Genomic DNA, 22,652 nt, shown 5'->3' with positions numbered 1-22,652 from the left:
TCATCCTTGACCGGAACAAGCTGTGGATAACTCTGTTGGTAACTTATTTAGCAGGCTATTTATTGTGTTTGATGGGCAGTCTCGAAACGGTCCATTACCGCCAGTGGCCGTGAGGCATTGAGGACCAGGCCGTAACTGAGTTTTTCGTAGGTGCGAAAGACCAGCAGGGTGCCCGCGCGTTCATCAGGGAGTTGGGTCGGCGTGCCCGTCAGACTGTCGCGTACCGTGGCGCCAGCCTTGATTACGCTGAGCAGCTGGCCTTCGACCAGGCCGTCACGACGGCCTTTATTCAGGGTTACGGCATCCAGCACGCCGATCTGGGTCACGCCCTTGGGGATATCGATGATCTGCCCTTTGATAAAGCGCGTTGCTGGCGTGACGGCAAAGGCTGCCGGGTCGACGGGTGTTTGCGCACGCAGCAAGCGGTCACCGGGACGCACCTCCTGGGTGACACGCTGCACAGCGAGGGTGGTGAGGTCGCCCGCCGTGACGAAACGGGCGGTGCCAATGTCGTCGGCGTTGATCCCCAGTAGCTCTCGGGTCTGCGGGTCGGTGTAGACCTTGCCACGTCGGAATATGCCGTAATTCGGCTGGGAAGGCGCCAGGTCGCCCCTGGCGTGGACCCGCTCGCCATTGGCGCCAAGCACGCGGCCAGCATCGGCAGCGACGATGTAGGGCGCGTTGTCCAGGTCCTGGGGTGTATCGAGAATGCGGTTATGCAGCAGGAAGCGCTGGATAGCGTGTTGTGTCGGTGGGTCCAGACGCTGGATGGGCTGGGGTAGCAGGGCCATGGAAAACGGGGCCCACAGCAGCAAGACGAGTAGCGATTTCCTCATAGGGTGAATCTCCTTTATTATGTGCGTTCGCGTGAAATGCCTGGGCCTTAGCGGCTTTTAAGGGTTTCACACCGGTCGTGTGGGTCCATCCCAACGCCGATTTGCCTCTACCTCACATGTGCAGCAATTACGCTTATGGCTATTTTGAACATCCTCGAATTCCCCGACTCGCGCCTGCGCACGATCGCCAAACCGGTGGCCGTAGTGGACGACAAGGTTCGTCAGTTGGTCGATGACATGTTTGAAACAATGTATGAAGCCCCGGGTATCGGCCTCGCCGCGACCCAGGTCAACGTGCACCTGCGCGTCGTGGTCATGGACCTGTCGGAAGATCGCAGCGAACCGAAGGTGTACATCAACCCGGAGTTCGAACCGCTGACCGACGAGATGGGCGAATACCAGGAAGGCTGCCTTTCTGTGCCGGAGTTCTACGAGAACGTCGAGCGCCCGCTGCGCGTCAAGATCAAGGCCCTGGACCGCGACGGCAAGCCGTTCGAGCTGATTGCCGAAGGCCTGCTGGCGGTGTGCATCCAGCACGAATGCGACCACCTCAATGGCAAGCTGTTTGTCGATTACCTGTCCACGCTCAAGCGCGACCGGATCAAGAAGAAGCTGGAAAAAAAGCATCGCCAGCAAGCTTGATGCCCTCCTTCCAAAGGCTTGCTGCGGCAAGCCTTTTTCTTTTGTGACTGCTTTTAACCGAGACCTCCCATGACCGAGCCACTGCGCATAGTTTTTGCCGGCACTCCTGAATTTGCCGCCGAACACCTCAAGGCCCTGCTTGCCAGCCCTTATGACATCGTCGCGGTATACACCCAGCCGGATCGCCCGGCCGGTCGTGGGCAAAAACTGATGCCGAGCCCGGTCAAACAGCTGGCGCTGGAACACGACATCCCTGTGCTGCAACCGCCGACCCTACGCAACGCCGAAGCCCAGGCAGAACTGGCGGCGCTGAAGCCGGACCTGTTGGTGGTAGTGGCCTATGGCCTGATCCTGCCGCAAGTCGTGCTGGATATCCCCCGTCTGGGCTGCATCAACAGCCACGCCTCGCTGCTGCCTCGCTGGCGCGGTGCGGCGCCGATCCAGCGCGCCGTGGAAGCCGGCGACAGCGAAAGCGGCGTGACCGTGATGCGCATGGAAGCAGGCCTGGACACCGGCCCGATGCTGCTGAAAGTCACCACCCCGATTACCGCCCAAGACACCGGCGGCAGCCTGCACGACCGCCTTGCCGAGCTGGGCCCACCGGCTGTAATCCAGGCCATCGCCGGTCTGGCTGCTGGCACCCTGCAAGGCGACGTGCAGGACGACAGCCTGGCCACCTACGCCCACAAACTGAACAAAGACGAAGCGCGCATCGACTGGCGCCGCCCGGCCGTGGAGCTTGAACGCCTGGTGCGCGCCTTCAACCCATGGCCGATCTGCCACAGCACGCTCAACGGCGAAGCCTTGAAAGTGCTGGCCGCGACCCTGGCCGAAGGCAAAGGCGCGCCCGGTGAAATCATCGGCGCCAGCAAGGACGGCCTAGTGGTCGCCTGCGGTGAACAGGCGTTGTGTCTGACCCGTCTGCAATTACCCGGTGGCAAGGCGCTCAATTTCAGCGATTTGTTCAACAGCCGCCGTGAGAAATTTGCCTTGGGCACGGTCCTTGGGGTGGTAGCCCAATGAACCCACGTCTGGCCGCCGCCAAGGCTCTCGCCGCCGTCCTCAGCGGCAAGGCGTCGTTGAACAGTTCGTTGCCCACCCAACTTGACAAGGTCGAAGACCGCGATCGCGGTTTTACCCAGGACCTGGCCTTTGGCACAGCGCGCTGGCAACCACGCTTGTCGGCGCTGGCAGCCACGTTGCTGCAGAAGCCGTTCAAGGCGGCCGACGCGGATGTCGAGGCGCTGCTGCTGGTCGGCCTCTATCAACTGCTCTACACCCGCGTGCCCGCCCACGCCGCTATCGGCGAAACGGTCGGTTGCGCCGACAAGCTGAAAAAACCCTGGGCCAAGGCCCTGCTCAACGCCGTGCTGCGCCGCGCCCAGCGCGAAAGCGAAGCACTGCTGGCTGAACTGGAGCACGACCCGGTGGTGCGCACCGCCCACCCGCGCTGGCTGCAAAAGTCCCTGAAGGCGTTCTGGCCGGAGCAATGGGAAGCCATTTGCGCAGCGAACAATGCGCACCCGCCGATGATCCTGCGGGTCAACCGTCGTCATCACAGCCGTGACGCCTACCTGCAATTGCTCACCGACGCAGGTATCGGCGCCACGCCGTGCGTGTACAGCGTCGACGGCATCGTGCTCGAAGCCGCCACTGATGTGCGCAGCCTGCCGGGATTTGCCGAGGGCTGGATCAGCGTGCAGGACGAAGCCGCGCAACTGGCTGCCGACCTGCTCGACCTTGCACCGGGCCAACGCGTACTCGACGCCTGTTGCGCGCCGGGCGGTAAGACGTGTCACATCCTGGAAGTCGAAAAAGACCTGGTCGGTGTAGTTGCCGTCGACCTGGAAGCCAAGCGCCTGGTGCGCGTGCGCGAGAACCTGGCTCGCCTGGGCCTCAGCGCCGAGCTGATCGCGGCCGACGGTCGTGACACCGCCACGTGGTGGGACGGCAAACCGTTCCAGCGCATCCTGCTCGATGCGCCGTGCTCCGCCACAGGCGTGATCCGCCGCCACCCGGACATCAAGCTCACCCGCCAACCCGACGACATCGCCGCCTTGGCCGTGCTGCAGGGCGAGTTGCTCGACGCCCTGTGGCCCACCCTGGAAGTCGGCGGCATCCTGCTCTACGCCACCTGTTCGACCTTGCCGACAGAGAACACCGAGGTGATCGAAGCCTTCCTCGCCCGCACCAGCGGCGCGCGGGAGCTGGACCTCGCCACCACGGCCGGCATCAGGCAGCCCCACGGCCGCCAATTGCTTGCGCAAGAAGGCGGACACGATGGCTTCTACTACGCCAAACTGATCAAGATCGCCGCCGCGCGCGGCTGAATGATTTAAGGGAGTGACCGGATGAAAATCATCATCCTTGGGGCAGGGCAGGTCGGCGGCACGCTGGCTGAACATTTGGCCAGCGAAGCCAACGACATCACCGTGGTCGACACTGACAGCGAGCGTCTGCGCAACCTTGGCGACCGCCTCGACATCCGCACCGTACAAGGCCGCGCATCGTTCCCGACAGTGCTGCGCCAGGCCGGTGCCGACGACGCAGACATGCTGGTGGCCGTGACCAACAGCGACGAAACCAACATGGTCGCCTGCCAGGTTGCCCATACTCTGTTCCACACCCCGACCAAAATCGCCCGTGTGCGCGAAGCGGCCTACCTGACCCGCGCCGGGCTGTTCGACAACGACGCGATTCCCGTCGACGTGCTGATCAGCCCGGAACAAGTGGTCACCCACTACATCAAGCGCTTGATCGAAATTCCGGGCGCCCTGCAGGTGATCGACTTCGCCGGCGGCAAGGCGCAGCTGGTCGCGGTGAAGGCCTATTACGGCGGCCCGCTGGTGGGCCAGCAGCTGCGCCAGTTGCGTGAGCACATGCCGAATGTGGAAACCCGCGTAGCGGCGATTTTCCGGCGTGACCGTCCGATCCTGCCCCAGGGCGATACGGTGATCGAGGCCGACGACGAAGTGTTTTTCATCGCTGCCAAAGCGAATATTCGTGCAGTCATGAGCGAAATGCGCCGCCTCGACGAGACCTATAAACGCATCGTCATCGCCGGCGGCGGGCAAATCGGCGAGCGTTTGGCCGAAGCCATCGAAAGCCGCTACCAGGTGAAGATCATCGAGATGAGCCCGGCACGCTGCCGGCATTTGTCCGACACCCTCGACAGCACGGTCGTACTCCAGGGCAGTGCCTCGGACCGCGACCTGCTGATGGAAGAGAATATCGCCGACGCCGATATCTTCCTGGCCCTCACCAACGATGACGAAGCCAACATTATGTCTTCCCTGCTGGCCAAGCGGCTGGGGGCGAAGAAGGTGATGACCATCATCAACAACCCGGCTTATGTGGACCTGATCCAGGGCGGCGATATCGACATCGCCATCAGCCCCCAGTTGGCCACCATCGGCACCTTGCTGGCCCACGTGCGCCGTGGCGATATCGTCAGCGTGCACTCCCTGCGCCGGGGTGCGGCGGAAGCCATCGAGGCGATTGCCCATGGTGACTCAAAGTCGAGCAAAGTGATCGGCAAGGCCATCCGCGATATCGGCTTGCCGCCGGGCACCACCATTGGCGCGATCATTCGTGACGAAGAAGTGATCATTGCCCACGACGATACAGTGATCGAAACCGGGGACCATGTGATCCTGTTCCTGGTGGACAAGAAACATATCCGCGATGTGGAGAAACTGTTCCACGTGGGCCTGAGCTTTTTCTGATCGAACGGAGAGAACCGATGCTGGAGTCCCTGGAAAAAATGCTCGCCAAAGGTGCGGATAATTCCCTGCTGCGCTTTGGTTTGGGCAAGGGTTATCTGGACCTGAAAGACAACGCCAAGGCAGCGGAGCATCTGCACAAGTGCGTCGAGTTCGACCCGAAGTATTCAGCGGCGTGGAAGCTGCTGGGCAAGGCGCATCAGGGACTGGGGGATAGTGCTGCGGCGCGGCTGGCGTGGCAGAAGGGCATAGAAGCCGCCCAGGCCCATGGCGACAAACAGGCCGAAAAAGAGATGACCGTGTTCCTGAAAAAACTCGACCGCCAGGGGTGAATGGCGATCAACAATGGGGGAGCGGGCTTGCTCGCGAAAGCGGTGTATCAGCGTCACATTCAGTGACTGACATACCGCTTTCGCGAGCAAGCCCGCTCCCACATGGGTTTCGCGGCGAACCGGAGTCAGTATGGAATCAATACCACCGCGCCTCACCCGGCGGGCGTTTCTTGAAGCGCTTCATGCTCCACATGTACTGGCTCGGATAAGCGCCGACATAACGCTCCACCACCTTGCTCATCGCGGCGCAGGACGTGGCGGTGTCGGTGCTGTACATGTCTTCCGGCGCCGCTTCCAAAATCACTTTGTAACCCGAACCGTCCGGCAGCCGCAGCGCATGCAGGAACACGCCCACCGCCTTGTGGCCGGCGAGCATGTTCGGCACGAACTTGCTGGTCAGCGCCTGGGTGGCGAAGAACGGCACGAAGATCCCCGCGGATTCCGCCGGCTCGGGATCGGCCGGGATTCCCACCTGGCCGCCTTTGCGCACTTCCTTGATCACACTGAGGATGCCTTCCTTGGTCGACGCGGCCACGCGGTTGCCCAACTGCACGCGCTGTTTTCGCAGTAACTCATCCACCGCCTTGAGCTTGGGTGGGCGGTAGAAAATGATCGGTTTGCACTGGCTGCAATAGAAGTGGTTCAGCACTTCCCAGTTACCCAGGTGGCTGGTGATGCCAACCACGCCTTTGCCTGAGGCGAGGGCTTCGTGCAGCACTTCCAGGCCTTCGACTTCACGCACCAGGTCGATGGAACGCTGGGCCGGCCAGATCCAGGCGCAGGCGCTTTCGGTCAGGGACTTGCCGATGTCCATCAGGCTGCGGCCGACCAGCGCTTCGCGCTCCGCGGGGTCCATGTCCGGGAAGCACTTGGACAGGTTGATCCGCACCGTGTCACGGGAACGGTTGGGGGTTTTCCACATGATCCAGCCAATCGCGGTGCCGACGGCCTGAACGGCGCGCCAGGGCAGCAGGGCAAATAACCGGAGAGCGCCTACCAGCAAGGCGCCTTTCAACTTTTCCACAGGTCACTCCTGATCGTGTGTGGTGCGCAAAGCCGGCATTCTAACCGGCGTTGGCCAGGTCCGCGTAACGGTCGCAGTCCTGAGTGTGGTCCATGACCATGCCCGAGGCCTGCATGAACGCGTAGCAAATGGTCGGGCCGACGAAGGTGAAACCGGCTTTTTTCAGGGCTTTGCTCATGGCTTCAGCTTCCTGTGTAATCGCCGGTACTTCGCTGCGGTCCTTGAAGTGATTGACCTTGGGTTTGCCGCCGACGAAGGACCAGAGCAACCCCACCGGGTCCTCCAGCGCCAGCCAGGCGGCGGCATTGCGGCGGGTGGCATTGAGTTTAAGGCGGTTACGCACGATACCCGGATCGAGCATCAGCGCTTCGATCTCGGCGTCGCTCAGTTGGGCCAGACGCTGCGCATCAAAACCGAACAAGACCTTTCGATAATGCTCGCGTTTGCGTAAAACGGTGATCCAGGAAAGGCCCGCCTGGAACCCTTCGAGCAAAAGCAACTCGAACAAACCCTGCGCATCGCGCAGCGGCGTTCCCCACTCCTGATCGTGATAAGCCATGTACAGCGGATCTTCAGAACACCAAAAGCAGCGTGGCATAAGGCTCCAGGGAGTGGTGGCAGGGCCGAATCGGGTATACTCCCGCTCTTTAAATCGCAGCCCAAGTAACAGGTGAATTTTGTGAGCCAGCCTACGCCAGCCGTGCGTACCTTCCAAGACTTGATCCTCGCCCTCCAGCAATACTGGGCCGAGCAAGGTTGTGTGGTACTTCAGCCCTACGATATGGAAGTAGGCGCCGGCACTTTCCACACCGCAACATTCCTGCGGGCCATTGGCCCGGAAACCTGGAACGCCGCTTATGTGCAGCCCAGTCGTCGCCCGACTGACGGCCGCTACGGCGAAAACCCGAACCGTCTGCAGCACTACTACCAGTTCCAGGTGGTACTGAAGCCGAACCCGGACAATTTCCAGGAACTGTACCTGGGCTCGCTCAAGCACGTGGGCCTGGACCCACTGGTCCACGACATCCGTTTCGTCGAAGACAACTGGGAGTCGCCGACCCTGGGCGCCTGGGGCTTGGGCTGGGAAGTCTGGCTCAATGGCATGGAAGTGACGCAGTTCACGTACTTCCAGCAAGCGGGCGGCATCGAGTGCTACCCGGTGACCGGCGAAATCACTTACGGTCTTGAGCGCCTGGCCATGTACCTGCAAGGCGTGGACTCGGTCTACGACCTGGTGTGGGCTGACGGCCCGTTCGGCAAAGTCACCTACGGCGACGTGTTCCACCAGAACGAGGTGGAGCAGTCCACCTATAACTTCGAACACGCCAACGTCGACAAGCTGTTCGAACTGTTCGACTTCTATGAAAGCGAAGCCAAGCGCCTGATCGAACTCGACCAGCCGCTGCCATTGCCGAGCTATGAAATGGTGTTGAAGGCCTCCCATACCTTCAACCTGCTGGACGCCCGCCGTGCCATCTCGGTAACCGCGCGCCAGCAATACATCCTGCGTGTACGCACCCTGGCGCGTTCCGTCGCCCAAGCCTATCTGCTGGCTCGCGCCAAGCTGGGCTTCCCGATGGCAACCCCGGACCTGCGTGATGAAGTGTTGGCTAAGCTGGAGGCTGCACAATGAGTGCTCAAGATTTCCTGGTTGAACTGGGCACCGAAGAGCTGCCACCCAAGGCACTGAACACCTTGGCCGACGCCTTCCTGGCCGGTATCGAAAAAGGCCTGCAGACCGCTGGCCTGAAGTTCGAAACGAAGAAAGTCTACGCCGCACCGCGTCGCCTCGCGGTGTTGCTGACCGCGCTGGAAACCCAGCAGCCGGACCGCAGCATCAACCTCGACGGCCCGCCGCGCCAGGCGGCTTTCGATGCCGAAGGCAACCCGACCCAGGCCGCCCTTGGTTTTGCCAAGAAGTGTGGCGTCGAGCTGAGCGAGATCGACCAGAGCGGACCGAAACTGCGTTTCAGCCAGGTCATCACCGGCAAGCCGACCGCCAGCCTGTTGCCGACCATCGTTGAAGACTCGTTGAACGACCTGCCGATCCCGAAGCGCATGCGCTGGGGTGCTCGCAAGGAAGAATTCGTACGTCCGACCCAGTGGCTGGTGATGCTGCTCGGTGACCAAGTCATCGACTGCACCCTCCTCGCCCAGAAAGCCGGTCGTGATTCCCGTGGCCACCGCTTCCATCACCCTGAAGCCGTACGCATCACCTCGCCGGCCAACTACGCCGCCGACCTGCGTGCTGCCTACGTGCTGGCTGACGCCAACGAGCGTCGCGAGTTGATCAGCAAGCGTACCGAAGAGCTGGCCCGTCTGCAGGAAGGCACCGCCATCGTGCCGCCAAACCTGCTCGACGAAGTGACGGCGTTGGTTGAATGGCCGGTGCCGCTGGTGTGCTCGTTCGAGGAACGTTTCCTCGACGTACCGCAGGAAGCGTTGATCACCACCATGCAGGACAACCAGAAGTACTTCTGCCTGCTGGACGTGGACGGTAAGTTGCTGCCGCGTTTCATCACCGTGGCCAACATCGAAAGCAAGGATCCGCAGCAGATCATCGCCGGTAACGAGAAAGTCGTTCGCCCGCGCCTGACCGACGCCGAGTTCTTCTTCAAGCAAGACAAGAAGCAGAAGCTGGAAGACTTCAACCAGCGCCTGCAAAACGTGGTGTTCCAGGAAAAACTCGGTAGCGTCTACGACAAGGCCGTACGGGTTTCCAAGCTGGCCGCCTACATTGCGCCACGCATTGGCGGTGATTCCGCCTGGGCTGCGCGCGCAGGCCTGCTGTCCAAATGCGACCTGGCCACTGAGATGGTCGGCGAGTTCCCGGAGATGCAAGGCGTTGCCGGCTACTACTACGCCCTCAACGACGGCGAGCCGGACGATGTGGCCCTGGCGCTGAACGAGCAGTACATGCCGCGCGGTGCCGGCGCTGAACTGCCGACCACCCTGACCGGTGCAGCCGTGGCGATCGCCGACAAGCTGGACACCCTCGTGGGTATCTTCGGTATCGGCATGTTGCCAACCGGCAGCAAAGACCCCTATGCCTTGCGTCGTGCGGCCCTGGGCGTACTCCGCATCCTGATCGACAAGAAGCTGGACCTCGACCTGACCCAGGCCGTGGTGTTTGCCGTCGGCCAGTTCGGCGCCAAGGTCAAGCAGGCCGGCCTGGCCGAGCAAGTGCTGGAGTTCGTGTTCGACCGCCTGCGTGCGCGTTATGAAGACGAAGGCGTGGACGTGTCGGTGTACCTGTCGGTGCGTGCCCTGCAGCCGGGTTCGGCGCTGGACTTCGACCAGCGCGTACAAGCCGTGCAGGCCTTCCGCAAACTGCCGGAAGCCGATGCCCTGGCCGCCGTGAACAAGCGTGTGTCGAACCTGCTGAGCAAGGCCGAAGGCCTGGGCAATGCCGACGTCGACCCTGGCCTGTTCGCGGATGCCAAGGAGTTCTCGCTGAACTCGGCCATCGCCAAGGCTGAAAACGCCGTGAAGCCGCTGATCGCTGAACGCAACTACGCCGAAGCATTGGCTCGCCTGGCGACCTTGCGTGAGCCAGTGGATGCGTTCTTTGAGGCGGTGATGATCAATGCCGAAGATGCCGGCGTGCGGAAAAACCGCTACGCCATGCTGGCGCGTCTGCGTGGCTTGTTCGTCAACATCGCTGACATTTCGACGCTGAGCTGACCATGTTGAAACTGCTGATTCTCGATCGGGACGGGGTGATCAACTACGACTCCGACGCTTACATCAAGTCGGTGGCGGAGTGGATTCCTTTGCCTGGCTCGATCGAGGCCATTGCGCAGTTGAGCAAAGCCGGCTGGACGGTGGCGATCGCCACCAACCAGTCGGGCATCGCCCGTGGCTACTACGACATCGCCACCCTGGACGCCATGCACACGCGCTTGCGCACGTTGGTGGCGGAGCAGGGCGGTGAGGTGGGGCTGGTGGTGTACTGCCCCCACGGGCCGGATGAGGGCTGCGATTGCCGCAAACCCAAGCCTGGCATGTTGAAAACCATTGCAGAACATTACAACGTGCCGTTAGCTGGGATATGGTTCGTCGGGGACAGCCTCGGTGACCTGGAGGCGGCTAAAGCCGTCGACTCTCAGCCAGTTTTGGTTAAGACCGGGAAAGGCGACAAGACCCAGGCGAAAAACCTGCCGGTAGGCACCTTGATTTTTGACGATCTGGCGGCCGTTGCCGCAGAACTTATCAACAACTAGCCGCCCTCGACTTCCTGACCAAGGAGTGTTCGGGAGTGCGCTTTTAGCAGGCGGGCCGTGTCCCGCAACGGTAAATGCCGCCATGTCGATTTTGCAGGCCATCAGAACCTTTTTCTTTTACCTGCTGCTGGGCACCAGTTCGTTTCTCTGGTGCACCCTGAGCTTTTTTATTGCGCCCTTTTTGCCGTTCAAGGCGCGCTATCGCTTTATCAACGTTTATTGGTGCCGCTGCGCGTTGTGGCTGACCAAGGTGTTCCTGAACATTCGTTTTGAGGTCAAGGGTGCGGAAAACGTTCCGGACCAGCCCTGTGTGATTCTGTCGAACCACCAGAGCACCTGGGAGACGTTCTTTCTCTCGGCGTACTTCTCGCCGTTGAGCCAAGTGCTCAAGCGTGAATTGCTGTATGTGCCGTTCTTCGGCTGGGCCATGGCCATGTTGCGTCCGATCGCCATCGACCGTGACAACCCCAAGGCTGCGCTCAAGCATGTGGCCAAGAAGGGCGACGAGTTGCTCAAGGATGGTGTTTGGGTGCTGATATTCCCGGAAGGCACGCGTGTGCCCTTCGGCACGGTAGGCAAGTTCTCACGCGGTGGTACGGCATTGGCGGTCAATGCGCATCTGCCAGTGCTACCGATTGCGCATAACGCCGGTAAGTTCTGGCCGAAGATGGGCTGGGCCAAGCGCGAAGGCACCATCACGGTGGTCATCGGTAAACCGATGTACGCCGAAGGTGAAGGACCCCGCGCCATTGCAGCGCTGAATGACCGTGCCCAGGCCTGGAATGAAGCACAGCAGAGGGCCATGGGTTCGCTGCCGCCGGAGCCGGTTGTAGTCGACACGCCCGTTATCTAAGTATCTGTGGATAACCTGTGCACGGTTTGTTGGCGAATCGCCTTTTTCGTCTTGTAAGAATCTGATTTTATTACATATTTCCCAACATAATAAAATCACGAAAAAGGTGCATAAGTTTTTTCCGCATAAAAAAACCGGTCCTTGCGACCGGTTTTTTATGCACAACTGAAAAGTACGTTTTTCAGTCGTCCAGCAGCGGCAGTCGAAGGCTGAATGTGGTGCCTTTCCCCACCTCACTTTCGCAGCTGATGCGTCCACCGTGGCGCTCTACCACGGCCTTGACCATCGTCAGCCCCAAGCCCAGTCCTTCACTGCCTTGGGACGAATCGAAACGACGGTATTGGTTGAACAACTCCGGCAGGTCCTCTGCAGCAATCCCCGGGCCCTGGTCGCTGATACGGCATTCCAACCAACCCTGCTCGCTACTGTGCCTCAACCTCACGGTCGTCCCGGAAGGCGAATACTTGATGGCATTCTCCAGCACGTTGAACAACGCCCGTGTGAGCAGTGACTGGTCGGCAGAGACCATGCCTTCATCGGCCTCATCCAAATCGTGGACCAGGTGAATACCTTTAAGTTGGGCGATCAGCGCTACTTGATCAAAGGCATCCATGACCAACATAGCGAACAACGTCGGTTGGAACTGATAACCGTCAGCCTCGGCCTTCGCCAGTTGCACGAAGGATTCGGTGAGGCCCAAGGCGCGGCGAACCTGCTGTTCGATCTGGGCAAAGACCGGGGATTCACCGTTATGCACATCCAGCAACGCGAGGATCGCCGAATGGGGCGCGCGCAGGTCGTGAGAGAGGAACCGCAACATGGTCTCGCGGTGTTGCTGGGCGTCGCGCTCCTTACTCAAATCCGTCAGGCTCAGCAGCCAACCGAGGGCGACATCGCCTTCAGCCGGCAGCAAGGGCGCAAGCTCCATGCGCAGGCTGCGTTGGTGGATGTCCCGGAACTCTACAAGCTCCAGCGCTGATAGGGCAGGGCGCACGCCATTGTGCAGCGGCGGGTAGCCCAAGTCGGCCAGCTGCTCCAGCAGGTTCTGCGTGACCAGCTCATTACCGAACACCTCGCGGGCAATGCGGTTGGCCAGCAGGATATTGCCCATGGGATCGGTAATCAGCGTCGCCACCGGCAGGCATTCCAGGCCATCGGCCATAAAGCGTCGTGTGTCACGCGTACGGCTGACGGCTTGCTCCAGGGCGAAGATACGCGCCTGCAGTACATCGCCTTTGCTGGCGGGTGCACGGCGCCGTTCGGGTAGGACTTTGGGTTCATTGTCCAGGCGTGCCAGCTCCCAACCGAAATAGGCGAGGATCACGCTGAGGCGGCGCCAGTTCCAGATCAGATAACTGAGCAGCAAACCAATCAGGCAGGCCGCAGGCGACCACCAGTGGCCCAGGCGCAACAAGGCCAAGGACACGAGCAAAGCGACAACCATGCAGCCCAGGGTCATCCACAGCGCATAGCGCGGCCGGTAGAGCAGCAACCCCAGCAGTAACGCCACCCATGCGGTAGCGATCAATGCGGCGAGCCAGCCCGGTAGATCAACGATGCTGCGGCCTTGGAGCAAACCATTGAGCACGTTGGCCTGTATCTCCAAACCCGCTGTGGTGCCCACCGTGGAGGAAAGAGGCGTGACGAAACGATCGCCCATGCCGGAAGCCGTCGAGCCGACGAGGATCAGGCGGTTACGTAGTCGCTCAGGCGCGACTTCACCGTGTAGGACGCTGACGTAGGACACACTGGGAAAGCGCGTATGAGGTGCGATGAAGGGGATACGGATGGCATGTTCGCGATGCCATTGCTGGGTGACCGACTGCTGAGGCTCGCCCGGCATCTCAGACAGCTCGCCACTCATCTCATAGGCCAACCAGGCCAATTGCGGCGCCTTGGCATCAGGCGGGCCTTCACGCAGATAGAGGCTGCGGACCACGCCATCGCTGTCTGCTTCAACATTGATGTGGCCCACGCCTTTGGCACATTTGAGCAGCGGCATCATCTGTGCGTCCGGTTGGCTGTAGTTCGCAGCACCTTCACGCACCAGAGGCAGCAAGACATTGCCAGCGTTGCAGACCGACTCGGCCAGGCGTTTGTCATTGGCGGGGTCACCGGGCTCACTGAAGATCACATCGAACAAAATGCCCGCCGGTTGCGCGGCGCTCAAGCGATCGATCAGGTCGGCGTGCAAGCCGCGTGGCCAAGGCCATCGGCCAAGCTTTTTCAAACTGGCGTCATCGATCGTCACCAGCAGGATGCGTGGGTCGACCGGCAGCGGGCTGAGGCGACGCAAACTGTCGTATAACGGATTGTTCAAGGCCAAGCCGGGGCTCAACGACAGGTAGGCGGTGATAGGCAACAGCAATAAACCAATCCACAACCACTCACGCACCAGGCCGTGGAACAGCCGCTGAGCATGGGTAGGTTGACGTTTTTCGGCCTTGCCCCAGAGCATCATCGGTCAACGCACCTGAACAGTGGGTGGGTAATAGAAGATGTCATAGACCCCGGTTTCTCCCTCAAGGCCGTGTTCGTCGTAAGCCGACAAGCGCACGTGATAGAACGAGGCTTTGAGCCCAGTGAAGCTCATTTTCGGCATGCTGGAGAAGTTTTCCTGCTTGATATTCATAAAGGCTTTGTCGGTGGCGACCTGGGCACGGTATCGCTGGGCGCCGGGCAACGGGCGAAGGTACAAACTCCAGACTGGCGCGTCACCTTTCTGGCCGTCTTGGCCGATAAGCTTCGGCGCCGCAAGCAGCTCCACAGGATTGAGGTCGCCCAGTTTCCTGAAGAGCAGACCTTGGCGAGCGGCCACTTTGATCTCGCTTGTGCGATCGCGATTGACGGCGACCTGGCCGTCCAACACTTCCACAAGCGATCGCTCAGCGTCATTGCGCACCCGAAAATGCGTGCCCCGCACGCCCAGCACACCGACCGGCGTCACGATCTGGAAGCGATCATGATCGCTGGCGCGCTTGATCACGTACGCCTCGGCCTGGCCTTGTTCGAGCACCACCTGGGGAATCGACAGTTTCTTCTCCAAGCGCAACCGCACCTGGGAGTCAGAAGGCAACACCACGCGGGATCCATCACCGAGCAACAGACTGACAAACGCCGAGGCCGAAGTCTTCACACCTTCCTGTTCATCAACAGTCATGCCTTCCAGCAAAGGCGTCGCCTTGCCCTTGGTATCGAGTTTCCAGGCCTCTCCAGTGAGATGCTGGACCACCGCAGGCAGAGGCTGGACCCGGCACAGAAACTCATCGTCGATGTAAGGCGCTCGAACCTTTGTGGCAGCGCCCGCCGAACCCACCACCATGATCAACAGAGAGGGAAGGGCGCGGCGCAAGTAATTGAGAAGAACAAACATGGCGCTCATCAAGGTCGGGGGTTCCAGAAGGCATCTGACATCAGACACAGGAGTTTACGGCAGCGCATGCGTCGGCTGATCCTTTTCCTTATGGTCAGGAGCCGGTATCTTTCCCACATTGGTATCGAGGACTTTCAATGGGTTAACCGCCCATTGTTCCCAGCGTATAGAGAGATCCGAGGGCTCGATGAATCTGCGCACAATTCTTCAGATTCAAAGACCGGCCGGACGGCTGCCGCACTCTTCAAATGAAAGGACCCACCCATGCGTGTCGCAATACTGGATGACGAACCCGCGGAACTGCGCCGGGTGGAACAGACACTGCGACAAATCCCCAGCACCGCCGAACAGCCCTGGACGCTGCATTGCTTCGAACGTGGTGAAGACCTGCTTCGTCAATTGCGCCGGGAAACCTTCGACCTGTTGATACTCGACTGGCAACTGCCGGATATCACCGGCATCGCATTGCTCCGCTGGACCCGCGAACACATGGAATCCCCGCCTGCTGTCATCATGCTCACCAGCCGTGATGCCGAGAGCGACATCGTCACCGCGCTCAACAGTGGCGCGGATGATTACGTCAGCAAACCGTTTCGCCCCAATGAACTGAAAGCACGGGTTACGGCGGTGCTGCGTCGGCATGGCCTGCAGAAGTCTGCTAGCCATGAAGTGCAAAGCTTCAACGACTTGACCTTTGACGATGCCGAATTGACGGTGACCCGAGCGGGAAAACCCATCAACCTCACAGAACGGGAGTATCGCTTGGCTAGCTGTCTGTTTGCCAACCTGGCGCGACCGCTGTCTCGCGAGTACCTCTACGAGCGATTCTGGACCCATGAAGAAATGGTGTCTTCACGGCCGCTGGATACACATATCTACCGGTTAAGAAACAAACTTGGGCTGACGGCGGACCGAGGTTGGCAGTTACTGACCATCTATGGGTATGGTTATCGATTGGAGAGTGTGGCGGCCGCTTCTCAAAGTTAGTGTGCTGATGTTCCACGTGGAGCATTTTAAAAATCAACGTGTTTTACCCAATAAAAAAGGCCAACGTTTAAGCGTTGGCCATTTTAGTTTGACGGGCTTACCGGGATCAGAAGTCCAGGTTGGAAACCGCCAGGGCATTGCTCTCGATGAAGTCACGACGAGGCTCGACCGCATCACCCATGAGGGTGTTGAAGATCTGGTCTGCGCCAATGGCGTCTTCGATGGTCACACGCAACATGCGACGCTGAGCAGGGTCCATGGTGGTTTCCCACAGCTGATCCGGGTTCATTTCACCCAGACCTTTGTATCGCTGAATGGTGTGACGTTTGGTGCTTTCCGCCATCAGCCAGTCGAGGGCTTCCTTGAATTCCTTGACCTGCTTCTTGCGTTCGCCACGCTGAATATAAGCGCCGTCGTCCAACAGGGTGCTCAGTTGAGCGCCCAGCGTTACCACGGTCTTATAGTCATTGCTGCCGAAGAAGTCACGGTTGAACGTGACGTAGTTCGACAGACCGTGGGAGATCAGTTCGACCTCAGGCAGCCACACGTTACGTTCACGGTCTTCTCGCAGGCTGGCCTTGTACACCAGACCAGACTTCTCGACGGTACGCAGGCGCACCTCGTACTGAGCCAGCCAATCTTGCATCGCTGCGTGATCGCCCAATTGCTCAAGGCTGACAGCCGGCAGGTAGATGAAGTGCTCGGTCAATTCCTGAGGGTACAGACGCGACAGGCGCTTGAGGGTCTTCATCACCATGCGGAAGTCGTTTACCAGACGTTCCAGCGACTCACCGGAAATGCCCGGCGCTTCGTCGTTCAAGTGCAGGCTGGCATCTTCCAGAGCCGACTGCGTCATGTACTCTTCCATGGCGTCGTCGTCTTTGATGTATTGCTCTTGCTTGCCTTTTTTCACTTTGTACAACGGCGGCTGAGCGATGTAGATGTAGCCACGCTCGATCAACTCCGGCAACTGACGGAAGAAGAACGTCAGCAGCAGCGTACGAATGTGCGAACCGTCGACGTCAGCATCGGTCATGATGATGATGTTGTGATAGCGCAACTTGTCGATGTTGTACTCGTCGCGGCCGATACCGCAGCCCAACGCCGTGATCAAGGTGCCGACTTCCTGGGAGGAAATCATCTTGTCGAAGCGAGCCTTCTCGACGTTGAGGATCTTGCCTTTCAACGGCAGGATGGCTTGGGTGCGACGGTTACGACCCTGCTTGGCGGAACCGCCAGCAGAGTCACCTTCCACCAGGTACAGTTCGGAGAGGGCAGGGTCCTTCTCTTGGCAGTCAGCCAGTTTGCCTGGCAAGCCTGCGATATCCAGCGCGCCTTTGCGACGAGTCATCTCACGGGCTTTACGCGCCGCTTCACGAGCACGCGCGGCGTCGATCATCTTGCCGACAACCAGCTTGGCTTCGTTCGGGTTCTCCAGCAGGAAGTCGGAGAAGTACTTGCCCATCTCCTGTTCCACCGCAGTCTTCACTTCGGAAGACACCAGCTTGTCTTTGGTCTGAGAGCTGAACTTCGGATCAGGTACTTTTACCGAGATAATCGCGGTCAGGCCTTCACGGGCATCGTCACCGGTGGTGGCGACTTTGTGCTTTTTGGCCAGGCCTTCGGCTTCAATGTAGGTGTTCAGGTTACGCGTCAGTGCGGAACGGAAACCCACCAGGTGAGTACCACCGTCGCGCTGAGGAATGTTGTTGGTGAAGCACAACAGGTTCTCGTTGAAGCTGTCGTTCCACTGCAGAGCGATTTCCACGCCGATGCCGTCTTCACGCTGAATGTTGAAGTGGAACACCTGGTTGACCGCGGTCTTGTTGGTGTTCAGGTATTCAACGAATGCGCGCAGGCCACCTTCATACTTGAACAGCTCTTCCTTACCGCTGCGCTCATCCTTGAGGACGATACCCACACCGGAGTTCAGGAAGGACAGTTCACGAATACGCTTGGCCAGGATGTCCCAGCTAAAGTGGATATTCTTGAAGGTCTCAGCCGATGGCTTGAAGTGGATCTGCGTACCGGTGGTTTCACTGTCACCGACGATTTTCATCGGTTCTTTTGGAACACCGTGAACGTAGGTCTGTTCCCAGATCTTGCCACTGCGGCGAACAGTCAGGATCAACTCTTCAGAAAGAGCGTTCACTACCGAAACGCCCACACCGTGCAGACCGCCGGAAACTTTATAGGAGTTGTCGTCGAACTTACCGCCGGCGTGGAGCACGGTCATGATGACCTCTGCTGCCGAAACGCCTTCTTCTTTGTGTACGTCTACCGGAATGCCGCGACCATTGTCGCGCACGGTAATAGACTCATCCGGGTGGATGATGATGCTGATGTCGTCGCAGTGACCGGCCAGAGCTTCGTCGATGGAGTTGTCGACCACCTCGAACACCATGTGGTGCAGACCGCTACCGTCATCAGTGTCGCCAATGTACATACCGGGACGTTTGCGTACGGCATCCAAACCTTTCAGCACTTTAATGCTGGTCGAGTCGTACGTGTTTTCTTCGCTCATGCCTTCACTCCCGATGGTCGTGGGTCTGGGTGATACGGCCTTGTTCCACGTGGAACAAAGCGACTGGCGTTTCCGTCTGCCAGCCTTCCCTCAATAATTCGTGGTCTACACAGGTGATAAACACCTGGCAGCGTAATTCTTCCAACAAGCGGCATAACGCGCGGCGGTGTTGCTCATCGAGCTCCGACGGCAAGTCATCCACCAGATAAATACACTGACCGCGCCGGGCCTGGCTAACCAGATGGCCCTGGGCGATGCGCAATGCACACACCACCAACTTCTGCTGACCACGGGACAAAATATCCGCGGCATTGTGAGCGCCTAGTCTAAGACGCAAATCAGCCCGTTGGGGTCCGGCCTGGGTATGGCCAATTTGCTGATCCCGCTGCAAGGACGTCGCGAGCACTGCACTCAGCTCACGTTCTTTGTCCCAGCCACGGTAGTAACTCAGCGTCAGCCCTTCGAGTTCCAGCAACTCACTCAAGGTCTGCTCAAAGACTGGTTTCAAGGCTTTGATATAAGCACGGCGGTATTCATCTATTTCGTCGCTGGCCAGGCACAGTTCCCGGTCCCAGGCCGCTTGCGAAGCGGCGTCAAGTGTACCATGCCGCAGCCATGAGTTCCGCTGCCGCAGGGCCTTCTGCAGGCGCTGCCAAGTGGCCATGAAACGCGGTTCCACGTGGAACACTCCCCAATCGAGGAACTGCCTGCGGATTTTTGGCGCGCCTTCCAATAGGCGGAAACTGTCGGGGTTGATCAATTGCAGCGGCAGGATCTCTGCCAGCTGCGCAGCACTGCGCGCGTTTTGCCCGTCAATGCGAATCTGGAACTCTCCGCCGCGATCACGGGATATCCCCAGGCTGCTATGCCCACCTTCAGCGAGTTCGACTTGGCCAAACACTGTGCACGCCAACTGCTCGTACTGGATAACCGGTAACAAGCGAGCGCTGCGGAAGGAACGAGCAAGCCCCAGCAGGTGAATGGCTTCCAGCACGCTGGTTTTGCCACTGCCGTTGGCGCCGTGGAGGATATTGATGCGGGGAGAGGGGGAGAAGGTCACCGGGTGCAGATTGCGCACCGCGGTGACCGAGACGCGACTGAGGGACATCTAGCTTCTGCTGAGCATGATTACAGGCGCATCGGCATGACAACATACGCCGAGTCGTCATTGTCGGATTCCTGTACCAGCGCGCTGCTGTTGGAGTCCGACAGAATCAGGCGAACCTGTTCGGTGGTCATCACACCCAGTACGTCCAGCAGGTAGCTCACGTTGAAGCCGATTTCCAGGGAACCGCCGTTGTAGTCGACGCCCACTTCTTCTTCCGCTTCTTCCTGCTCCGGGTTGTTCGCCTGGATTTTCAGCTGACCGTTGGCCAGTTGCAGACGGATACCCCGGTACTTCTCGTTGGACAGAATCGCGGTACGGCTGAACGCTTCACGCAGCGCTTGACGATCCCCCAGCACCAACTTGTCGCCACCTTTGGGCAGCACACGCTCGTAATCCGGGAACTTGCCATCAACCAGCTTGGAGGTGAAGGTGAACTCGCCGGTGGTCGCACGAATGTGGTGTTGACCCAACACAATGCTGACGTTGCCTTCCGGCTCGGTAAGCAGGCGCGCCAGCTCAAGAATACCTTTGCGCGGCACGATCACCTGGTGACGGTCCGGCTGACCGATATCGGCGCGCATAGAGCACATAGCCAGACGGTGACCGTCGGTTGCCACGGCGCGAATGATGCCTTCCGAGACTTCCAGCAGCATGCCGTTGAGGTAGTAACGCACGTCTTGCTGAGCCATGGCGAAGCTTGTGCGCTCGATCAAACGACGCAGCTTGCTCTGCTCCAGGCTGCAGGTCAGCGAGCCTGGGCCTTCTTCCACTGTCGGGAAATCATTGGCCGGCAGGGTGGACAGGGTGAAGCGGCTGCGACCCGCCTTGACCACCAACTTCGCCTCATCAACCTTGATGTCGATCAGCGCGTCGTTAGGCAGGCTTTTGCAGATGTCCATCAGCTTGCGCGCGGGTACGGTGATCTCGCCCGGTTCGGCGGGCTCTTCCAGCTGCACACGACCCACCAGCTCGACTTCCAGGTCAGTACCGGTCAAGGACAATTGCTGGCCTTCGACTACCAGCAATACGTTGGAAAGCACCGGCAAGGTCTGTCGGCGCTCGACGACGCCTGCGACCAGTTGCAGGGGTTTCAACAGGGCTTCGCGTTGAATGGTGAAATGCATGGTCTAGTCCCTTGCCTTAATAAGCTGCGCTGGTGTCATCACGTTGTCAGTGTACGCAGCAGGTTCTTGTAGTCCTCGCGAATATCCGCGTCGGATTCCTTAAGTTCATTGATCTTGCGGCACGCGTGCAAGACCGTGGTGTGGTCGCGTCCGCCAAACACATCACCGATTTCCGGCAGGCTGTGGTTGGTCAACTCCTTGGAGAGGGCCATGGCCACCTGACGGGGGCGTGCCACCGAGCGCGAGCGGCGCTTGGACAGCAGGTCGGAAATCTTGATCTTGTAGTACTCGGCCACGGTGCGCTGGATGTTATCCACACTCACCAGTTTGTCCTGCAGTGCCAGCAAGTCCTTCAGGGATTCGCGAATCAGCTCGATGGTGATATCGCGGCCCATGAAGTGAGAGTGAGCGATGACCCGCTTGAGTGCACCTTCCAGCTCACGCACGTTGGAGCGAATGCGTTGAGCGATGAAGAACGCCGCATCGTGGGGCAGGTCGACCTTGGCCTGGTCGGCTTTTTTCATCAGGATCGCGACGCGGGTTTCCAGCTCCGGCGGCTCTACCGCAACGGTCAAGCCCCAGCCGAAGCGCGATTTCAAGCGTTCTTCCAGGCCTTCGATTTCTTTTGGATAACGGTCACTGGTCAAGATGACCTGCTGGCCACCTTCGAGCAGGGCGTTGAAGGTGTGGAAGAACTCTTCCTGGGAGCGCTCTTTGCGGGCAAAAAATTGAATGTCGTCGATCAGCAACGCATCAACCGAGCGGTAGAACCGCTTGAACTCGTTGATTGCGTTGAGCTGCAACGCCTTGACCATGTCAGCCACGAAGCGCTCCGAATGCAGGTACACGACCTTGGCATTCGGATTCTTCTTTAATAGGTGGTTACCCACAGCGTGCATCAAGTGGGTCTTACCCAAGCCAACGCCACCATAAAGGAAGAGTGGGTTGTAACCATGCTTGGGGTTATCGGCTACCTGCCAGGCGGCAGCACGGGCCAGCTGGTTGGATTTACCTTCGACGAAGTTCTCAAAGGTAAAGGTGCGGTTCAGGTAGCTGGTGTGCTTGAGCGCGCCTTCGACCTGCACGGTGCGCTGTTCGGCGCGTACCGGAGCTTGCTGGGAGGCCGCGCCTGCCATCGGATCAAAGCTGTCGCGGGACGGCTCTTCATTCTCTGGTGCATTTTTTTGCGCAGACGACTTGGAGGGCGCAGGAGCAGGAGACGGCGCACTGACAGCCGGTGCCGCTGCCGCCTGGGCTTGCGACGCAGCCGCCGCCAGAGGCGCATTCGGCGCAGCACGAGGCGCCGAGCTACGTTTGCTGCCTATTAATAAGGAGAGCACGGGCGCGAGGCCGTTGCCATGTTCATCGAGCAATTCGAGAACGCGGCTCAGGTACTTCTCGTTGACCCAGTCAAGAACAAACCGATTGGGCGCGTAGACACGCAACTCGTCGCCTTCGGCTTCGACCTGTAGCGGACGGATCCAGGTGTTGAATTGCTGGGCAGGCAGCTCTTCGCGCAAAAGCTCCACGCACTGCTGCCAAAGTTCCACTGACACGGATATCCCCTAAGTTGAAAGCCGGTGAGGCAAAAACAGCCGCCATTGTAGCGGCGAGCCGCCCACTTATCCACATGTAGGTTGATCACAGGCCAGCCAAAATCAACGTCTTAACAGCAATAAAGGCGACCAATGGTCTGTGCATAAGCTCTGTGGATAAGCGCCCTTGAGGTCGTTGTACAAGTGGGGTCAAAAGTCTGTGGGTAACTGGCCTGTGGATAACTCGCCATTCCACACACAGCTTATCCGACAGCGCAGCACAGGCAGAGCACCGTTTCTCCCCCGTGTTGTCATTCTCTGTACATCAGGTGGAACAAGGCCTCAATGCAGTTATCCACAGATGATTGC

General features: G+C 59.5%; 19 protein-coding genes. 10 read left to right on the top strand and 9 right to left on the bottom strand.

Annotated features, from left to right (window positions below; genetic code table 11):
* Positions 1–59: 59 nt before the first annotated feature.
* On the bottom strand, positions 60–836 hold the full coding sequence (locus BMZ57_RS13120; protein WP_044286388.1) for a hypothetical protein: 777 nt from the start codon (positions 834–836) through the stop codon (positions 60–62).
* Between the two features lie 135 nt (positions 837–971).
* Here BMZ57_RS13120 and def point away from each other — a divergent pair, with 135 nt between their 5' ends.
* The 5 genes from def to BMZ57_RS13095 all read left to right on the top strand — a co-directional run bounded on the left by def (position 972) and on the right by BMZ57_RS13095 (position 5,532).
* Positions 972–1,478 carry a peptide deformylase gene (gene def / locus BMZ57_RS13115; protein WP_010207739.1) on the top strand — a complete coding sequence of 169 codons (507 nt, stop codon included), beginning with the start codon at positions 972–974 and terminating at the stop codon, positions 1,476–1,478.
* Between the two features lie 69 nt (positions 1,479–1,547).
* Positions 1,548–2,501: a methionyl-tRNA formyltransferase gene (gene fmt / locus BMZ57_RS13110; RefSeq protein ID WP_010207737.1), complete on the top strand. Its 954-nt coding sequence runs from the start codon at positions 1,548–1,550 to the stop codon at positions 2,499–2,501.
* Positions 2,498–3,808, top strand: coding sequence for a 16S rRNA (cytosine(967)-C(5))-methyltransferase RsmB (gene rsmB / locus BMZ57_RS13105; RefSeq protein ID WP_010207736.1), 1,311 nt, complete (start codon positions 2,498–2,500; stop codon positions 3,806–3,808). The genes fmt and rsmB overlap by 4 nt, the downstream gene beginning before the upstream one ends.
* A gap of 21 nt (positions 3,809–3,829) precedes the next feature.
* Positions 3,830–5,203 (top strand): Trk system potassium transporter TrkA, encoded by a 1,374-nt coding sequence (trkA, locus tag BMZ57_RS13100; protein WP_010207735.1) that lies wholly within the window; start codon positions 3,830–3,832, stop codon positions 5,201–5,203.
* 17 nt (positions 5,204–5,220) lie between these two features.
* Positions 5,221–5,532 (top strand): hypothetical protein, encoded by a 312-nt coding sequence (locus tag BMZ57_RS13095; RefSeq protein ID WP_010207734.1) that lies wholly within the window; start codon positions 5,221–5,223, stop codon positions 5,530–5,532.
* A 136-nt stretch (positions 5,533–5,668) separates the two neighbouring features.
* On the opposite strand, the gene BMZ57_RS13085 is transcribed toward BMZ57_RS13095, so the two are convergent.
* Both BMZ57_RS13085 and BMZ57_RS13080 read right to left on the bottom strand, forming a co-directional pair.
* Entirely contained in the window at positions 5,669–6,556 is an 888-nt protein-coding gene (locus BMZ57_RS13085; protein WP_010207733.1) for a lysophospholipid acyltransferase, read from the bottom strand.
* A 40-nt stretch (positions 6,557–6,596) separates the two neighbouring features.
* Complete coding sequence (locus BMZ57_RS13080) at positions 6,597–7,154, bottom strand: DNA-3-methyladenine glycosylase I (RefSeq protein ID WP_010207732.1); 558 nt, start codon at positions 7,152–7,154, stop codon at positions 6,597–6,599.
* An 81-nt stretch (positions 7,155–7,235) separates the two neighbouring features.
* Between BMZ57_RS13080 and glyQ the strand changes: the two genes are divergently transcribed.
* From glyQ to BMZ57_RS13060, 4 genes are all read left to right on the top strand, one after another.
* Positions 7,236–8,189: a glycine--tRNA ligase subunit alpha gene (gene glyQ / locus BMZ57_RS13075; RefSeq protein ID WP_003187265.1), complete on the top strand. Its 954-nt coding sequence runs from the start codon at positions 7,236–7,238 to the stop codon at positions 8,187–8,189.
* A complete protein-coding gene (gene glyS / locus BMZ57_RS13070; RefSeq protein ID WP_010207731.1) occupies positions 8,186–10,240 on the top strand; it encodes a glycine--tRNA ligase subunit beta in 2,055 nt (684 codons plus the stop codon). Before glyQ ends, glyS begins: the two co-directional genes overlap by 4 nt.
* A 2-nt stretch (positions 10,241–10,242) precedes the next feature.
* A complete protein-coding gene (gene gmhB / locus BMZ57_RS13065; RefSeq protein WP_021491428.1) occupies positions 10,243–10,779 on the top strand; it encodes a D-glycero-beta-D-manno-heptose 1,7-bisphosphate 7-phosphatase in 537 nt (178 codons plus the stop codon).
* Positions 10,780–10,861: 82 nt separating this feature from the next.
* Positions 10,862–11,632: a lysophospholipid acyltransferase family protein gene (locus BMZ57_RS13060; protein ID WP_021491429.1), complete on the top strand. Its 771-nt coding sequence runs from the start codon at positions 10,862–10,864 to the stop codon at positions 11,630–11,632.
* Positions 11,633–11,813: 181 nt separating this feature from the next.
* Here BMZ57_RS13060 and BMZ57_RS13055 read toward each other — a convergent pair whose 3' ends face one another.
* Positions 11,814–14,093 (bottom strand): CHASE2 domain-containing protein, encoded by a 2,280-nt coding sequence (locus BMZ57_RS13055; RefSeq protein ID WP_069672980.1) that lies wholly within the window; start codon positions 14,091–14,093, stop codon positions 11,814–11,816.
* A 3-nt stretch (positions 14,094–14,096) separates the two neighbouring features.
* On the bottom strand, positions 14,097–14,954 hold the full coding sequence (locus BMZ57_RS13050) for a FecR family protein (RefSeq protein WP_226994566.1): 858 nt from the start codon (positions 14,952–14,954) through the stop codon (positions 14,097–14,099).
* A 315-nt stretch (positions 14,955–15,269) separates the two neighbouring features.
* Between BMZ57_RS13050 and BMZ57_RS13040 the strand changes: the two genes are divergently transcribed.
* A complete protein-coding gene (locus BMZ57_RS13040; protein WP_010207724.1) occupies positions 15,270–15,992 on the top strand; it encodes a response regulator transcription factor in 723 nt (240 codons plus the stop codon).
* Positions 15,993–16,098: 106 nt separating this feature from the next.
* On the opposite strand, the gene gyrB is transcribed toward BMZ57_RS13040, so the two are convergent.
* From gyrB to dnaA, 4 genes are read right to left on the bottom strand one after another with little or no spacing between them, the layout of a single operon-like run.
* A complete protein-coding gene (gyrB, locus tag BMZ57_RS13035; RefSeq protein WP_010207722.1) occupies positions 16,099–18,516 on the bottom strand; it encodes a DNA topoisomerase (ATP-hydrolyzing) subunit B in 2,418 nt (805 codons plus the stop codon).
* Positions 18,517–18,520: 4 nt separating this feature from the next.
* On the bottom strand, positions 18,521–19,624 hold the full coding sequence (gene recF / locus BMZ57_RS13030; RefSeq protein ID WP_021491432.1) for a DNA replication/repair protein RecF: 1,104 nt from the start codon (positions 19,622–19,624) through the stop codon (positions 18,521–18,523).
* Between the two features lie 20 nt (positions 19,625–19,644).
* Positions 19,645–20,748 carry a DNA polymerase III subunit beta gene (dnaN, locus tag BMZ57_RS13025; RefSeq protein ID WP_010207719.1) on the bottom strand — a complete coding sequence of 368 codons (1,104 nt, stop codon included), beginning with the start codon at positions 20,746–20,748 and terminating at the stop codon, positions 19,645–19,647.
* 38 nt (positions 20,749–20,786) lie between these two features.
* Positions 20,787–22,304 (bottom strand): chromosomal replication initiator protein DnaA, encoded by a 1,518-nt coding sequence (gene dnaA, locus BMZ57_RS13020; RefSeq protein WP_010207718.1) that lies wholly within the window; start codon positions 22,302–22,304, stop codon positions 20,787–20,789.
* Positions 22,305–22,652 lie beyond the last annotated feature (348 nt).

The sequence above is a fragment of the Pseudomonas simiae genome, from assembly GCF_900111895.1.
Classification (GTDB): domain Bacteria; phylum Pseudomonadota; class Gammaproteobacteria; order Pseudomonadales; family Pseudomonadaceae; genus Aquipseudomonas; species Aquipseudomonas simiae.
This window is presented reverse-complemented; position numbering and strand designations above follow the sequence as displayed.

What these genes read in the sequence shown, in the direction of transcription:
- BMZ57_RS13120 (WP_044286388.1), bottom strand. Translation starts at nt 836, where the DNA reads ATGAGGAAATCGCTACTCGTCTTGCTGCTGTGGGCCCCGTTTTCCATG.
- def (WP_010207739.1), top strand. Translation starts at nt 972, where the DNA reads ATGGCTATTTTGAACATCCTCGAATTCCCCGACTCGCGCCTGCGCACG.
- recF (WP_021491432.1), bottom strand. Translation starts at nt 19,624, where the DNA reads ATGTCCCTCAGTCGCGTCTCGGTCACCGCGGTGCGCAATCTGCACCCG.
- trkA (WP_010207735.1), top strand. Translation starts at nt 3,830, where the DNA reads ATGAAAATCATCATCCTTGGGGCAGGGCAGGTCGGCGGCACGCTGGCT.
- BMZ57_RS13055 (WP_069672980.1), bottom strand. Translation starts at nt 14,093, where the DNA reads ATGATGCTCTGGGGCAAGGCCGAAAAACGTCAACCTACCCATGCTCAG.
- BMZ57_RS13050 (WP_226994566.1), bottom strand. Translation starts at nt 14,954, where the DNA reads ATGGTGGTGGGTTCGGCGGGCGCTGCCACAAAGGTTCGAGCGCCTTAC.
- BMZ57_RS13080 (WP_010207732.1), bottom strand. Translation starts at nt 7,154, where the DNA reads ATGCCACGCTGCTTTTGGTGTTCTGAAGATCCGCTGTACATGGCTTAT.
- BMZ57_RS13095 (WP_010207734.1), top strand. Translation starts at nt 5,221, where the DNA reads ATGCTGGAGTCCCTGGAAAAAATGCTCGCCAAAGGTGCGGATAATTCC.
- BMZ57_RS13060 (WP_021491429.1), top strand. Translation starts at nt 10,862, where the DNA reads ATGTCGATTTTGCAGGCCATCAGAACCTTTTTCTTTTACCTGCTGCTG.
- fmt (WP_010207737.1), top strand. Translation starts at nt 1,548, where the DNA reads ATGACCGAGCCACTGCGCATAGTTTTTGCCGGCACTCCTGAATTTGCC.
- glyS (WP_010207731.1), top strand. Translation starts at nt 8,186, where the DNA reads ATGAGTGCTCAAGATTTCCTGGTTGAACTGGGCACCGAAGAGCTGCCA.
- gyrB (WP_010207722.1), bottom strand. Translation starts at nt 18,516, where the DNA reads ATGAGCGAAGAAAACACGTACGACTCGACCAGCATTAAAGTGCTGAAA.
- gmhB (WP_021491428.1), top strand. Translation starts at nt 10,243, where the DNA reads ATGTTGAAACTGCTGATTCTCGATCGGGACGGGGTGATCAACTACGAC.
- dnaN (WP_010207719.1), bottom strand. Translation starts at nt 20,748, where the DNA reads ATGCATTTCACCATTCAACGCGAAGCCCTGTTGAAACCCCTGCAACTG.
- rsmB (WP_010207736.1), top strand. Translation starts at nt 2,498, where the DNA reads ATGAACCCACGTCTGGCCGCCGCCAAGGCTCTCGCCGCCGTCCTCAGC.
- BMZ57_RS13040 (WP_010207724.1), top strand. Translation starts at nt 15,270, where the DNA reads ATGCGTGTCGCAATACTGGATGACGAACCCGCGGAACTGCGCCGGGTG.